Here is a 13,706-nt window from a genome sequence, read left to right on the forward strand (position 1 = left end):
AACGGTAATCCAATGATAACGAAGATCATCCTGCAGGATTTCATGGCGCACGAGTACACCGAGCTGGAGCTTGGTCCCGGGGTCAACGCCCTCACCGGACCAAACAACACCGGCAAATCCGCCATTGTGGAAGCCCTTCGCTGTATAGCCACCAATCCGGTGCCAAAGCATTTCATTCGGCATGGAGCCAAAGAAGCGCGTGTGACATTGGAGATGGATGATGGCGTTCGCGTTGTCTGGATTCGTAATAAACGCTCACCCGGATATGAAATTTGGCAACCCGGAGCCGATGAGCCGCAGGAGTACTGGAAGTTCGGCCGCAAACCTCCCGAAGACGTGCTTGCTGCCCTGCGACTGAATCTGGTTGAACTGGAAGGAAACAAGGATCCCATTGATGTCCATGTGGGCAATCAGCGTGATCCGGTTTTTCTGCTCAATAGCCCCGGTTCTGACGCAGCCGCTTTTTTTGCGGCATCCACTGAATCAGCGCACCTGTTAGCCATGCAAAATCTCTTGAAGCGCAGGACGCAGGATGCCAAGCGTGAAGAGCGGGATCATTCCAATCGGCTACATGAAGTGGAAACGGCTTTGGATGCGTTTGAATTGTTACCGGATATCTCCATGGCCGTGGAGCAGGCGCGGGAAACAGAGGCGGCCTTGCATACTCTCCAGCAGCAAATCCCAACGCTTGAGCGAACGGTTAATGAACAGGAAGCGGTTCGTCGCACTCTCGATGTCCAGTCTCAACGGGTCGAGGTCCTAAATGCGGTGCAGTCAGCGCCTGAATTGCAGGATGTGAAAAGCCTTCATGTACTCCTCGCACAATTGAAGCAGGTGACAGACGATCACAGGCGAACTGCATCAGCCAATCAGGTTTTACAGGGTCTGGCTCAACCTTCGGATATTCATGATACCAAACGTCTTGCGTCGTTTTGTGAGCAACTCCTTGGAGTAGAACGACAACTGGTACGAATGGGAGAACAGGCGTCAACGATATCAGGCCTTTCCGCTCCTCCCGCGCTTCACGATACGCGTCATCTATCCAGTCTCATAGACGACATGATCGCATCCCGAACCAGATGGAACAGAGGGGATCGGCGGATGCAAGTCATGGATACGCTGCTACAGCCTCCGGTCGTTCAACCGCCCCGTGAATTGGAGGTGCTACTTGCTGAGATGCAGACCCTGGCGGTGAACAAAAACAAGTATGATGCAGCGTTGCAGGACTTGGAGAAGCAGTTGGAGTCGTTGCAGTCCACCATTACGGAACGGGTTGAGGCCATAGGCCAGTGTCCCACATGCGGTGGTGACATGAACGCCGGAGATTTCCTTGATCGGGGGTGTGGTCATGGGTGTTGATATCGTAAAAGGTAAAGGGTTGTTTTTCATCGGCGACCCCCATCTGGCAGACACTCCGCCGGGACAGCGGCTCGATGGTTATCTTGATCAGATCATGAGCAAGCTGGAGGCGTGCCTTGAGCATGCCCATGCGTTGGATATGCCTGTGGTTTTCCTTGGAGATGTCTTTCACTGGCCCAGAGACAACTCCAACAAGATGCTTGTGGAGTTGATCCGCATTTTTGGTGAGCATCCGGGTAAAAACAACATCTGGATTCTGGTGGGCAACCACGACAAGTACCAGTCCCGTTTCACCAGTGATGTCAGTCTGGCTGTTTTGGAGGCGGCTGGCGTTGTTCGGTTGATGAAAGAATATGGTCCCCAGTTCGTTCTGGATACCGGGGATACACAAACGCTCGTCTGCGGCAGCCCGGATGGAACACCATTACCCAAATCGTATGAACAGGAAGAAGATACGCCGGATACCGTGATCTGGGTGGCGCATCACAATATCCGCTTCCCCGAATTTATCGACCGTGCCTACTCCATCAAGGAGCTGCCCGGTATCGACTGGCTCGTTAACGGACATATTCATCGGCCACAGCCGACCATACGCAAGGGCCAGACCACTTGGGCCAACCCGGGCAATATTACCCGTCTGACATTCACGGAACTGTCCAAGGTGCGAAAGCCTGCAGCGGCTATTTGGACCCCGGGGGCAGAAGAATTGGAAAAGTGGGTCATTCCTCATGAGCCGTTTGATGTGGTGTTTCCCGATCAGGCGTTCCCGGTGCAGGAAGAAAGCAGTGTCAGTGAGTCGGATTATGTGAAAGGGCTTGAGCGGTTGGCCTGGCAACGTACCCAGGAAGGCATGGGTCTGAAACAGTTTTTGGTAGACAATGTGCAGCGCGAGACTCGCGAAGGTGCACTTATATGGGAACTCTACGAGGAGGTCATAGATAATGAATAATACTCAGAATGGTTTTGGTAATAATCAGGATGTGCAGTTGGAACAGGAGCTTGCCAATCTTCGAAACCAATATGAACAGTTGCGCGACCAGAAAGTCCGGACCGAGCAGCAGGTCGCTGACCTCTCCAGCCGACTGGATGCTCTCAAAGAGCAGGCACAGGCCGAGTACGGAACCAGTGATCCGGCGGAGTTGCAGGCATTGTTGCAGAAAAAGCGTCAGGAAAACGAGCAGGTCGTGGCCGAGTATTCCCAGCACGTTCGGAAAATTCAGGCGGATCTGGCTGCGGTTGAAAACCGTGTGGATGGAGATCAGTAGTGGAATCCCCGACTCTCCCAGATCTTCGGGCGGTCGAACGGCGCCTTGATCGGTTGTCCGCATTGGCAGAAGGGCTGCACAATGAGCATGAGCGTGTCCGGGGTCACTTGGATTCGGCGAGGGATTTCCTTGTTTTAGCCCCCAGTGCGCGTGACCGCCTGGAAGAACTCTCAAAGGCGTTGTTCGGGAAGATACTGGATGAAGTCGAGTTGAATCTGACCCATGCCATTCGAGAAATCCTTGGACAGGACCGCGTGGTCGTCACTGAGCGGGAGATCAAAAACAACCGGCTACAGATCGAGTTCAGGATTCAGAACCGCGGCAATGAGGATGAGATCGAAGATATCATGACGGGGCAGGGTGGTTCCGTATGTAATATCCTCTCTGTCGGACTTCGGCTCATTGCTTTGTCCCAGTTGCCCGAGCATCAACATCGCCCATTTCTGGTGCTTGATGAGCAGGATTGCTGGCTCAAACCGGCGCTAATTCCCAAATTCATGCAGTTGATCAACGAGATAGCGAACAAGCTGTCGTTGCAATTGCTAGTCATCAGCCACCACCCCCTCGATCTCTTTGCCGAAGCTGCGGATCGGATTTTCGAACTGCGTCCGGATAAGGTGCACGGGGCTTCGGTGACACGCGTCAAATGACGTATTTACCCACGTTGTAACAATAAGTGTGAAAGCATCGTAATGATGCATGTGGTTGTAGGGTGCCGTCTTTTTCCCCATACTGAAGAGTCTGATGGGGATGGTCTTTCAGCCCTTTTTTTAGAGGAGCAACTGGCTAGCGACAGCCTGTTGTGGTATTCCTCATTATGATAGAGCCGCTACTCAATACTGTGGCTCGTAAAGGAGTATGCCATGAAACGTCTGTTTTTATTTCTTATATTGACCTGCCTGCTGACAAGCACTGCAATGGCCGGTGAAATCTTCCCTCAAGCAACACTTGCGGGGAAGCTGTCTGAAACTCAAAAGTCCTACTTGGGTGTGACTTCGGACACCATCCAGCCCAAAGACATCCAGGCAGAGTATCTCTTTGTTGAAGGCTACAGCATGTATTGCCCGATTTGTCAGCGTGATGCACCCCACCTCAATGCCCTCTATGATGCACTTGAGAAGGAAGGCCTGTCTAAAAAAATCAAGATGATAGGCATCGCCCTTGGCAATACGCCTTATGAAACGGCGTTTTACCAGAAGAAGTACGAAGTGCAGTTCCCTTTGTTCCACGATGAGGATTACACCGTGCACAAGGCGTTGGGTGAAGTGCCGACTCCTACATTTTACATCGTGAAGATGGATACGATGGAAGTGCTGTTCAAGAAAGTGGGTGCAGCGGAAACCAAGGACGCACTGTTGAAGGCCATTAAGGAAGTGGTCAAATAACGGAAGTGATTGTCATGAAGCGATTGTTGTTTGCATTATTGATTGTTTTCATCTCGTTTGGTCCTGCCGCAGGGCATGAGGAGCAGGAGAAACCTGTTGCCTATCCTGTTGGCAAACTCAAACCTCGAGACAGTCAGTTAAAAGTGAAGACAGGAGAAGTCGCTCCTGATTTTTCATTGCCATCCATAACAGGAAAGACCGTCAGGCTTTCGGATTATCGTGGCAGGAAAAATGTCGTGATTTCATTTGTCCCAGCAGCATGGACCCCGGTCTGTTCGGACCAGTGGCCCGGCTACAACATCGCACGCGAAATGTTCCAGGAACTGGATGCAGTGCTCGTTGGTATCACCGTTGACAACATCCCGACGTTGTATACGTGGTCCAAGGCTATGAATACGTTGAAATTCCCGGTGCTTTCGGATTTCTGGCCGCATGGGCAGGTCGCGGAAAGTTATGGCGTTCTTCGAAGTGACGGCATGGCGGAGCGTGCCATCTTCATCATCGATAAGAGCGGTATTCTGCGGTACATTGATGTCCATGACATCAATTTACGACCGGACCTGGGTAAGATCGTACAGGAATTGGAAAAATTACAATAGATTGAGTTCCCTATTCTGGGCGGTCGTTCTTCATGTAAGTTCACCCCTGGCTTCCTGAACCGGAGTCAGGGGTTTTGTGTGGTATGGCCTATGCCTCACTCGGACAGTGCGTCACAATGAACGAAGCTGTTGCTGTGGCAATGGACTTCTCGTCAGCCTGTATCTCGGCTTCGACAAAAATGACCCGCTGGCCCTGCTTCGTGGTTCGCGCTGTACAGAAGAGTTCGTCACCGACCCTGGTCTGTCGGTGGTAGCTGACGTTCATGTTGACCGTGGCGGTGGCGCAATCCGCAGAAAGACATCCGAGCACTGCGTGCGCCATTGTTTCATCCAGAAGGGTGGCGAGAATGCCTCCGGAGACCACGCCTGCTCCCTGCGCAAAAGCTGGGCTGGTCGTTAGTTTGAGCGTTGCCATTCCTGGGTTTGTCTCGATCACGGTTGCACCAAGGAGGTTGAGCACGGGGTTTACTGTTTGCTCCGAGTTTTTGACGGCTTTGAGGTAATCGGCTGGGGTCATGTTGATTCTATTCTGTTCGGTTGAGTTGTTGTTCCATTTCCTCTCGCATAGTGATGAGCACTTCAACCGTGGCGTCCAGGTCATCCGGAAATGCTGACGGCTCAAGTTCCAGTGTAAGGTAGCGGGAGTAGCCGATCTTGCCAAGGTGCTGGAGGAAGGACTTTAGCGGGAGTGCTCCCTTCCCCGGGGCAAGGTGCTCGGTGTACCCCACAGCATCCGAATAGTGCACATTGTACAACAGGTCGAGATCCACCTTGCGGATAGCCTCCATGACATCCCGGCCGGAGACTCCCATGTGGCATACGTCAAAGGTCAACCCCACGTTTTTATCCCGGCATTGGGCCATGAGCTTTTCCAGCGGGTCCTGCGAAAAGGGTGATCCTTCAGCCCAGGGCATGTTCTCCAGTGAAAACTGAATGCGTCCCTTGGCATCAAGGAGCAGAGGAAGGTCGTACGCCTTCTCAAACCACCGGTTTTTGACCAGATTCGCCAGCTTTGAGCCCGGAGGATGCATGGTTATGTGGTCGGCATCGGGAAGGAAATTGGCCAGCGCAGTGGTTGCACGCCAGGAGGGCAGATGCCCGCCCCAGTCAGACCACCGGCGAAAGGGAGCGTGCAGGCTTCGTATGGGGAGGATGGCGTTGACCGCTTCAAGCTCTGGTCCAGGCGCAAGCTTTGGGGAGTTCATGATCAACTCCATGCCATGAAAACCTGCGTCATGGCCGATACGGGCAATGACTGACAGGGGCAGGTGAAACAGGCAGCCTGCTGACAGGAGTATTTGTGGCTTCTTGCGAGCCGGACCGGTTGCTTCCATTGTCCCTTTTTACGACAGATGAATGCAACTGTGGTGGTTATTTCGGGGAAGGGTTGTATCCTCTCGGTAAACGGCGATGCATGGCGGAATCACGGCCGAAGACTGGCGTCGATGAGGAAGGAGAAAAGCCTCTCTGTGTGGAGAGGCAATGAGTTGGAACAAGCAATGCCAGCGGCAGTGAAAAGTGATGTGCGAGAGGAGATGGAAATTTGATTTAACATTTAAACCAATATTTTAAGATGTGATTGGTTATCGATAAGTTACTTGTTTGGAGACTTCTCGATAAGGTCCAATATCACGAGAGTCCAGGAAAGATCGCGCTTGTTGTCTTCGGTCATTTCGTCAAGAATCCATTCCTTGAGGGGCTTGATCTTCTGCTTGAGTTGTGCCGGTCCATACTCCTCAATGGCGTAGGCAGCTTCCAGTGTATCCATGCACAGTGCGTCGAATACGTGGTCGAAACTACCCATATGGTGAGCGATCATGGCGCGGACCTTGAGCAACCCGAAGACCACTGCTTCGAGACTGTTGTAATCCCGCCCCCATATTTCACCGCCCGAAATCTCAGGTCTCGGTGGCTTCTTGGGCCCGTGGCTCTTGTTTGACATGGACTGCCGAAAGGCATCCATTGCGACAACGCTCCCCATACTGACTCCTCATTGATTGTGCGTGTTCTCCTGTCTTTTCGGCACAACACGGAAATCCCTTAAGGGAATATTCCGATCATTTGGAGCGAAGGCATATTAAACGAATCGTTTCAGCCAGTTGAGGAGCTTTTCCGCCTGGATGTCCAGCGAAAACGTTTGGCTGGCGTGGGTGTGTACGTACTGTTTCATGGCAATCAGTTTATCCTCCGGGGTGTCGAGGAGTGTAGCCAAGGCAGTTTCAAAACCCTGTTCGTGGCTGTGAGGGAGGATAAGCAAGTGATCCAGGTCTGGTGGCCAGATTTCCCTTGGGCCGCCTGCCCTGCGGGCAATCGGAACCAGTCCGTTGGCCATGGCTTCTTCCAGGGAGATACCAAGGGGTTCGCAAAAGGTCGGAAGAACGAAAATGTCCGCTCGAAGCAACTGGGCTTGAACGTCCGTCACAAAGCCTGTCCATTCAATGAGGTCGTCAATGCCGAGATCTCTGCCCATTTGCTGGAGTTGCGCTTCAATCTTGCCCGTGCCGACAATGATGCAGCGGAAGTCATAGCCACGCTTTTTGAGTGAAGCCATTGCCTGCAGCAAGTGGGCGTGTCCCTTGTCCGGGTTGAGCTGGCTGGTGGCAATGATGGTTCTCGGATTGTGGCACGTGCTTGGCGGGACCGGATTCGGCTTGGCTCCGGGGAAAATGGCTTTAAAGTCATACTCTTTGTATAACGGAACGTTGTCTAATAGCCTTTGGCGTACGTACTCACTACAGGTTACAAGGTGAGCGCCAGTGATTCGTTGTGTTATTCTGGTTTTGAAGCGATTGGTCACATCTTGAGGCGCGCCAAGGTGTTGCACGATAGGGATTCCAAGAATCTTGGCGGCAACGCCTGCGGTTCTCAGGTCCTTGGAAATGTTGCAGATCAGAACATCAATCCGATTCTTCGATAGATAGCGCAGGAAGTAGGCTATGGAGAGCGGATTGAAATCAAAACCGAAAGCATGGGCCTGGGCCGGGATGCCGAGTTTGGCGGCCTTTTCTACGAATGCCCCGGGACGGCCGACAATGAACGCCTGATGTCCGTAGCGGATCAGGCTTTCCGACATGTCGATGCTCCAGGTTTTGACCCCGCCCCATTTGCGGGTGGAATTGACAAATGCGATATTCATGAAATGTATTGGGTGTAGGGTAATGTGTTGTTGTGAACCGCACGTACAGTATCAGCACGATGGCAGGTTGTCCAAAATTACATCGCGGCCCAGGCGCAGGTGATCAACGGAAAGAGCCTCCGCTAACGGAGGCTCAATCAGGAAGATGAAGGTAAAGACTGTCGGTCTTATCAGCTTATATTACATGGAAATAAGCCTAACGGCAAGCTATCGGTAATGATAGTTACGAGATAGTTGCTCCGCCGTTTTCCTCTTCTTCGCCAAGGGTCCATTCCAGCTCGAATTCGAGAGAACGCTTTGTCTTGGTGCGCCCTTCCTCTTCCTCGGCTTTGATCTCAAAACTCATGGTGGAGGGTAGATGCAGCACAAGCGACTCGCCGCCCTGACTCAGGGTGATGGAGCCTTCTTCTATTTTGTCGGCCACAAGGCGTAATGCCTGCGCCACCTCGGTGGCGCTTTTCTTTTCTTCGCTTTTGAACAAGATGGTTTCACGTCCCATGTCTGCCTCCTGTTGTGCGAAAATGCGCGAAGACCAGCAGGCGGTCTCCTGAATACTTGTTAGGTTACGACTCGATGGACGGGGTCGACTGCCCAGAACTGGACCGGGAACCGTTCTTCGAAGCCAGCCTTGAGGCGCTTGAACTCGGGCTTCTCCATGTCACGCAGGCGGATATATACATCCTTCATGTCCTCCGTGTCAGGGGTGCTGCGGGTCATGATGGACATGATCCGGGCACCGTTGTCCTTGAGGTAGTCAAGCACAGGGGAGAGGGATCCCGGCTCATTGGAAACCTGAAGGCATACCTGGGTACCGCCTTCATAAATGCCGGATATCTCTACCAATACCTTGAACACGTCAGTGTCGGTGATGATGCCTACGACCTTACGGTCATCATCCACGACGGGCAGGGAGCCAAAATGCCCTTCCAGCATGAGAACGGCGGCCTTTTCAACGGTTTCATCCGGGCGGATCGTGACGACCTTCTTGGTCATGATGTCCTTGATCTTGATGTCCGAGAGAAGGTAGTACAGCTCGTGCATGTCCAGGGTGGTCGCCTTGGATGGGGAAGCGTCCTTGATGTCTCGGTCCGAAAGGATGCCGACAAGTCTGTCATCGTCATCAACGATGGGCATGCAACTGACAGCCTTGTCCTTCATCAGCTTGGAAGCCTTCATCATGGAGCGGTCCTGGGAGAGCGTCAAAACATCCTTTGTCATCCAATTCTTAATCAGCATTGTTAGGTCCTCCTGGTGAAATCCCGCAAGGTAGCCGGATAAAATTCATGGTATTTACCATATTCCATACCTGTAACCGTCCGTTTTGGCTAGTCTTGATGCGTCTTTTGGGCGCATCCGAGGTTTGACGCAGACTTTGGTAAGGGTTGGAACCTTGAGCAAATGGTCTGTTCTTGTATTTTCCCTTTACAGAAAGTACGACAAACACTGGACTCCGCCAAGGCGGAGAATCACCGGAAATGATGGAGTACGCCTGTGAGACAGTTCGCGCGAGCCATGCTTGTTCTTCTCCTGACCCAGCTTGCATGGGCGTGTGGAGGCGTTGATAATTCAGATGATTCCAACAAGGGTATACCCGGCGTTACCGAATCAGAAATTGTTGTCGGATCATCCCTGGCCCTGACAGGGCATGCCGGATACCTGGGCACCCAGACGCTGCAAGGTGCCAGGGCATATGTTAAATACATCAACGATAATGGTGGGATAAACGGGCGCACATTGCGCATCAAGGCCGTGGATGATTCGTATGATCCACCCCGTTGTCTAGCCAATACCCAGGAATTTATCATCAGTGGCGATGTACTCGCCCTGTTCAGCTATGTGGGGACCCCCACCACGGTCAAGGTGCTGCCTCTGGTCGAGGAGGCCAGAATACCCCTCATCGGCATGTTTACGGGTGCCAATGCTCTCCGCGAGCCCTTCAACAGATATGTGGTGAATATCCGGGCTTCCTATTACCAGGAAACCAAAGCGGCCGTGCAACACATGATCAATGATCTTGGCATTCGTAAGATCGCCGTCTTCTATCAATACGACGCATATGGTTTCGATGGTCTCATCGGGACGGAACTGGCCCTCAAGCAATACGGACTTGAGCCTGTAGCCCGTGGCTCCTACATTCGCGGCACGCAGGATGTGACGGAAGGATTGAAGAAAATCGTCGAATCCGGTGCTGAGGCAGTGGTTATGGTGGGCACCTACGGCGCATGTGCTCGTTTCATCGAGTTGGCGCTCGACGATGGATTCAACCCAGTTTTTTACAACGTATCCTTTGTCGGTGCGGAAGAGCTTGCTCGTCGAATCCCGGAGGGTAATCCGACGGTGCTCATGTCTCAGGTGGTCCCGCCGCCCATGAGTGTGGGAAGCGAAGACGATGCCGCAGTCCAGTATGTTCAACTGTTGGAGCGCTATTTCCCTGGCGAACCGCCCAGTTTTGTCGGTCTCGAAGGATTTCTTAATGCGCGTATCCTCGTTGAAGGGCTGAATAAAGCCGGCAGGGATTTGACCCGGGAGGGGTTGATCCGCGCCATCGAGTCCATACGAAATTTCGAAATGGGTCCCGGGCTCTCCATCACCTATGGTCCCAAGGACAGGCAGGGGCTGGATCAAGTGTATTTTACGCGGCTGATGGATCGCCATTTTGTTCCATTTACTGATTGGAATACGCTGCACAGGAAGGTCGCACCATGACCTTCAAAGAGAAGATAGCCTATCGCTTCGCCCATGCGGGATTGCGTGAGAAGCTGCTGGTGTCCATGCTTGCAGCGGTTCTCTTTATCAGTGTGGCAGTCGCTTTGATCTCTCGTTACATTCTGGTCAGTTCACTGACTCAGGAGTTGGAGCTGCGAGGGCGAGCCATTGCCCAGTCCGTAGCCGAGCGCGGCGGCTCCTTCATCCTTGATAACGACATCCCCAAGCTGCTGACCCTGATTTTTGATGAGGCCAATCTGCACCAGCGCAGATACCTGGTCTCATACATCTTCGTCGAAGACATCGAAGGCCGCCTACTGGCGCATACAATGACCCGGAAGCTGCCCAAGGTTCTGCTGAACAACACCATCCCCTCCGGGGAGCAGGATTCCATCCAGCTTATGGTGGTCGACGGAGAGCGGGTGTACGACATCGCCGTGGCTATCAATGAAGGGTTGTACCGTATCGGAACGGTCCATGTGGGGTTGAGCAAGGAACACATCGACTCTCTGGTCGGCAAGCTGCGTGTCGCCTTTTTAGGCTTCATTTCGCTGGTGGTACTGATCACCATATTCTTCTCGTCCTGGCTGACTCGTTATATCACCAAGCCCATCAGTGATTTGACCCGGCTGTCGGATGAAATCAGCCGAGGCAATTTTGATATCCCACTCAAACTCGGACCCGATGAGGACTGGGACACTGCCAATTGTCCGGCCTTCACCAATACCGATCTTCCTTGCTGGCATTTTGATGAGTCGCGAAAGATCAATCTGCCGGGTGAAGTGCACCGCAAGTGCGCGAGATGTGCTTTCTACCGGAAGCACCGGGGTGACGAGGTGGTCCAGTTGGGCGACTCCTTCCGCAATATGGTTTGGTCCATCAAGCTGTACCGCCACCGGTTGCGCGAATCAGAGGAGAAGTATCGTTCGCTCTTCGATTCAGGGCCGGACCCAATTTTTGTCGTGGACTGTGAAAATGGGGAGATACGGGACGCCAACCCCAGAACCGTGGAGCTGTACGGGTACGACAAGCAGGAATTGATAGGGATGCCCTTTGTCCAATTGGGGCAGGAACATAACGAAAAATGCCTGTCCTACTTTGTCGAAGGTGGTGGGGGGTGCGTCTACTTTCCCAAACAACTGCATTACAAGAAGGGAAGCGAACCCTTCTTCGTCAATATGCATGCCTGTCCTATCTCCTATCGTGGACACCACGCGATCATCATTGCCGTAACCGACATTACGGAAATGATCGAAAAGGACGCACAGTTGATTCAGGCCGGAAAAATGAAGTCCCTTGGTGAAATGTCAGCGGGTGTTGCCCATGAGATCAACCAGCCCCTCAATGCGATTAAAATGGGCAGTGAGTTCCTTTCGATGATGGAAGGACAAGGGGTTGAGGTCCCCAAGGAACACTTCAGCCAGGTGGTTTCCGACATATCGAAGCAAGTGGACCGTGCTGCTGAAATCATCGATACGCTCCGTTCTTTCGGGCGTAAATCCGACCTTATCGAGGAGCGCGTCGATTTGAATCAACCGATCAGGGCAGTGCTGTCCATGATTCGTCGGCAATTCGAGTTGGACAACATTCGATTCGAGTTGGACCTGGCTCCGGATCTGCCCGTTGTTTTGGCACACTCCAACAGACTGCAACAGGTTATTTTCAATCTGGTCACCAATGCCAGGGACGCCATAAATGATTGCTCCTCGCCGCATGATGCAGTATGCGACCGACGAATTGTCATACGGAGTGCCGCAGAAAACGAATCAGTCTACATGGAAGTGCAAGACTCCGGGGCCGGCATTGCGCAAGAGGATCAGCACAAGGTTTTTGAGCCGTTTTATACAACGAAAGAGGCTGGCCATGGAATGGGATTGGGGCTGGCCATCACATACGGCATCGTCAGGGATTACGGCGGAGAAATCCGCATTGAGAGTGATACGGGAAAGGGAACGGTGTTTCGTATGCAGTTTCCGGCAGCGAGGACGCAAGGAGGTTCCGCAGCATGACGGATAAAGAAAAAATACTGGTCATAGACGATGAGCAACCCACACTGAGGATGTTCACATTGATGCTCTCTGCCTACGGGTACGAGATTCTCACTGCTGAAAACGGACAAGAGGGAGTGGAAATTTTCAGGAATGAGCGACCTGGGCTGGTGCTTACCGACATCAAGATGCCCATCATGGACGGCATTGAAGCGCTCAAGGAAATCAAGAAGATAGATCCCCATGCCGAAGTAATTGTCATCACTGGACATGGTGATATGGATTTGGCCATACAGGCATTGAATCTCGATGCAACGGATTTCATAAACAAACCCCTGCAAAGAGAGGCGCTCGAACAGGCTCTTTCAAGAGCCGCGGAACGACTCGCCATCGCAAGGAATGAAGAAGGACAGGTAACTGTGCAGGAACAGGCTGACAGTGCCATTGTCAGCGTTCGTGGCAGTGTCACCGGCAACACTATTCCGCATATTGTGGAGGCCTTTGCTTCAGCAAAAGAGTTGTCCAAGGAAACGATCATTCTCGACTTTGATGAGAATGCATCCATCAATGGAGCCGGTATCACCGGCCTGACAGCGCTTTTTCAGGATGAGTGCAATGCAGGGCTGCATATCCGGCTGACAGGGTTGTCGAACAACTTCAAAACCGTATTTGATATGGTCGGCATCACCAAGATCGTCGATCTGTTCGACAAGGCTGAGGAATCTGCGCAGCTACAGTAGCCGGACAGTCTGGTGAATTCCCTTGCATCATGGATGGATATGGTCTTTTGTAGTGGGAAATCGAAGATCGGAGGAAATGCATGACCGTTGATACTGCTCTCATTGTCTGTCCTGCCTGTCGCGCCATAAACAGAATTCAGCAGGGCCGGGAAGCACAGGCCACATGTGGTAAATGCCAGCGTCCCGTTTTTGAAAATCATCCCTTGGAGTTGGTGGGAAGCACATTTGATCGTCACATTGCAAAGACCGGCATTCCCGTTCTTGTGGACTTCTATTCACCCTCCTGTGGTCCCTGCCTGATGATGACGCCGCAATTTGAAGAGGCTGCTCGGCAGCTTTATCCGCTCGTACGGCTTGCCAAAATAGACACTTCGGCAGAGCTGGCGATCGCTTCACGGTTTGCAATCCAGTCCGTGCCTACCCTGGCTCTGTTTAAAGGGGGCAAAGAGGTGGCCCGGCAACCGGGTGCCATGAATTCAAGGGATATCGTGAGTTGGGTCAGGTCTCGGATATGAGCTGTTTTTTCAT

At 52.5% G+C, this 13,706-nt stretch carries 16 protein-coding genes; 10 read left to right on the forward strand and 6 right to left on the reverse strand.

What is annotated here, in order from left to right:
* Positions 1–12 precede the first annotated feature (12 nt).
* The 6 genes from DPRO_RS10280 (at position 13) to DPRO_RS10305 (ending at position 4,608) form a co-directional block, all read left to right on the forward strand.
* Entirely contained in the window at positions 13–1,359 is a 1,347-nt protein-coding gene (locus DPRO_RS10280; RefSeq protein ID WP_097011954.1) for an AAA family ATPase, read from the forward strand.
* Positions 1,349–2,308 (forward strand): metallophosphoesterase family protein, encoded by a 960-nt coding sequence (locus tag DPRO_RS10285; protein ID WP_097013714.1) that lies wholly within the window; start codon positions 1,349–1,351, stop codon positions 2,306–2,308. The genes DPRO_RS10280 and DPRO_RS10285 overlap by 11 nt, the downstream gene beginning before the upstream one ends.
* A complete protein-coding gene (locus DPRO_RS10290) occupies positions 2,301–2,624 on the forward strand; it encodes an FtsB family cell division protein (protein ID WP_097011955.1) in 324 nt (107 codons plus the stop codon). Before DPRO_RS10285 ends, DPRO_RS10290 begins: the two co-directional genes overlap by 8 nt.
* Positions 2,624–3,274, forward strand: a complete 651-nt coding sequence (locus DPRO_RS10295; RefSeq protein WP_097011956.1) for a P-loop NTPase family protein — start codon at positions 2,624–2,626, stop codon at positions 3,272–3,274. Before DPRO_RS10290 ends, DPRO_RS10295 begins: the two co-directional genes overlap by 1 nt.
* 213 nt (positions 3,275–3,487) lie before the next feature.
* Entirely contained in the window at positions 3,488–4,009 is a 522-nt protein-coding gene (locus DPRO_RS10300) for a TlpA disulfide reductase family protein (RefSeq protein ID WP_097011957.1), read from the forward strand.
* A gap of 14 nt (positions 4,010–4,023) precedes the next feature.
* Positions 4,024–4,608, forward strand: a complete 585-nt coding sequence (locus DPRO_RS10305; protein WP_097011958.1) for a peroxiredoxin — start codon at positions 4,024–4,026, stop codon at positions 4,606–4,608.
* An 88-nt stretch (positions 4,609–4,696) separates the two neighbouring features.
* Here DPRO_RS10305 and DPRO_RS10310 read toward each other — a convergent pair whose 3' ends face one another.
* From DPRO_RS10310 to DPRO_RS10335, 6 genes are all read right to left on the reverse strand, one after another.
* Positions 4,697–5,125, reverse strand: a complete 429-nt coding sequence (locus DPRO_RS10310; RefSeq protein WP_157917446.1) for a PaaI family thioesterase — start codon at positions 5,123–5,125, stop codon at positions 4,697–4,699.
* Positions 5,126–5,132: 7 nt separating this feature from the next.
* Positions 5,133–5,942 (reverse strand): sugar phosphate isomerase/epimerase family protein, encoded by an 810-nt coding sequence (locus DPRO_RS10315; protein WP_097011960.1) that lies wholly within the window; start codon positions 5,940–5,942, stop codon positions 5,133–5,135.
* Between the two features lie 260 nt (positions 5,943–6,202).
* Positions 6,203–6,589, reverse strand: coding sequence for a hypothetical protein (locus DPRO_RS10320; protein ID WP_097011961.1), 387 nt, complete (start codon positions 6,587–6,589; stop codon positions 6,203–6,205).
* A 96-nt stretch (positions 6,590–6,685) separates the two neighbouring features.
* The gene (locus tag DPRO_RS10325; protein ID WP_097011962.1) at positions 6,686–7,744 is read right to left on the reverse strand and encodes a glycosyltransferase; all 1,059 of its coding nucleotides are present in this window, start codon (positions 7,742–7,744) and stop codon (positions 6,686–6,688) included.
* Positions 7,745–7,967: 223 nt separating this feature from the next.
* Positions 7,968–8,243 (reverse strand): amphi-Trp domain-containing protein, encoded by a 276-nt coding sequence (locus DPRO_RS10330; protein ID WP_097011963.1) that lies wholly within the window; start codon positions 8,241–8,243, stop codon positions 7,968–7,970.
* Positions 8,244–8,302: 59 nt separating this feature from the next.
* Positions 8,303–8,980 (reverse strand): CBS and ACT domain-containing protein, encoded by a 678-nt coding sequence (locus DPRO_RS10335; protein ID WP_097011964.1) that lies wholly within the window; start codon positions 8,978–8,980, stop codon positions 8,303–8,305.
* 255 nt (positions 8,981–9,235) lie between these two features.
* On the opposite strand from DPRO_RS10335, the gene DPRO_RS10340 reads away from it, so the two are divergent.
* The 4 genes from DPRO_RS10340 to DPRO_RS10355 all read left to right on the forward strand — a co-directional run bounded on the left by DPRO_RS10340 (position 9,236) and on the right by DPRO_RS10355 (position 13,693).
* A complete protein-coding gene (locus tag DPRO_RS10340; protein WP_232005552.1) occupies positions 9,236–10,450 on the forward strand; it encodes an ABC transporter substrate-binding protein in 1,215 nt (404 codons plus the stop codon).
* Entirely contained in the window at positions 10,447–12,459 is a 2,013-nt protein-coding gene (locus DPRO_RS10345) for an ATP-binding protein (RefSeq protein ID WP_097011966.1), read from the forward strand. Before DPRO_RS10340 ends, DPRO_RS10345 begins: the two co-directional genes overlap by 4 nt.
* A complete protein-coding gene (locus DPRO_RS10350) occupies positions 12,456–13,178 on the forward strand; it encodes a response regulator (RefSeq protein ID WP_097011967.1) in 723 nt (240 codons plus the stop codon). The genes DPRO_RS10345 and DPRO_RS10350 overlap by 4 nt, the downstream gene beginning before the upstream one ends.
* A gap of 80 nt (positions 13,179–13,258) precedes the next feature.
* Positions 13,259–13,693 carry a thioredoxin family protein gene (locus DPRO_RS10355; RefSeq protein ID WP_097011968.1) on the forward strand — a complete coding sequence of 145 codons (435 nt, stop codon included), beginning with the start codon at positions 13,259–13,261 and terminating at the stop codon, positions 13,691–13,693.
* The last annotated feature ends 13 nt before the right edge of the window (positions 13,694–13,706 follow it).

This window comes from Pseudodesulfovibrio profundus (assembly GCF_900217235.1).
In the GTDB taxonomy this organism is placed as follows: Bacteria; Desulfobacterota; Desulfovibrionia; order Desulfovibrionales; family Desulfovibrionaceae; genus Pseudodesulfovibrio; species Pseudodesulfovibrio profundus.

Coding starts and splice junctions, on each gene's coding strand:
- DPRO_RS10280 (WP_097011954.1), top strand. CDS start 13: ATGATAACGAAGATCATCCTGCAGGATTTCATGGCGCACGAGTACACC.
- DPRO_RS10285 (WP_097013714.1), top strand. CDS start 1,349: ATGGGTGTTGATATCGTAAAAGGTAAAGGGTTGTTTTTCATCGGCGAC.
- DPRO_RS10290 (WP_097011955.1), top strand. CDS start 2,301: ATGAATAATACTCAGAATGGTTTTGGTAATAATCAGGATGTGCAGTTG.
- DPRO_RS10300 (WP_097011957.1), top strand. CDS start 3,488: ATGAAACGTCTGTTTTTATTTCTTATATTGACCTGCCTGCTGACAAGC.
- DPRO_RS10305 (WP_097011958.1), top strand. CDS start 4,024: ATGAAGCGATTGTTGTTTGCATTATTGATTGTTTTCATCTCGTTTGGT.
- DPRO_RS10310 (WP_157917446.1), bottom strand. CDS start 5,125: ATGACCCCAGCCGATTACCTCAAAGCCGTCAAAAACTCGGAGCAAACA.
- DPRO_RS10315 (WP_097011960.1), bottom strand. CDS start 5,942: ATGGAAGCAACCGGTCCGGCTCGCAAGAAGCCACAAATACTCCTGTCA.
- DPRO_RS10320 (WP_097011961.1), bottom strand. CDS start 6,589: ATGGGGAGCGTTGTCGCAATGGATGCCTTTCGGCAGTCCATGTCAAAC.
- DPRO_RS10325 (WP_097011962.1), bottom strand. CDS start 7,744: ATGAATATCGCATTTGTCAATTCCACCCGCAAATGGGGCGGGGTCAAA.
- DPRO_RS10330 (WP_097011963.1), bottom strand. CDS start 8,243: ATGGGACGTGAAACCATCTTGTTCAAAAGCGAAGAAAAGAAAAGCGCC.
- DPRO_RS10335 (WP_097011964.1), bottom strand. CDS start 8,980: ATGCTGATTAAGAATTGGATGACAAAGGATGTTTTGACGCTCTCCCAG.
- DPRO_RS10345 (WP_097011966.1), top strand. CDS start 10,447: ATGACCTTCAAAGAGAAGATAGCCTATCGCTTCGCCCATGCGGGATTG.
- DPRO_RS10350 (WP_097011967.1), top strand. CDS start 12,456: ATGACGGATAAAGAAAAAATACTGGTCATAGACGATGAGCAACCCACA.
- DPRO_RS10355 (WP_097011968.1), top strand. CDS start 13,259: ATGACCGTTGATACTGCTCTCATTGTCTGTCCTGCCTGTCGCGCCATA.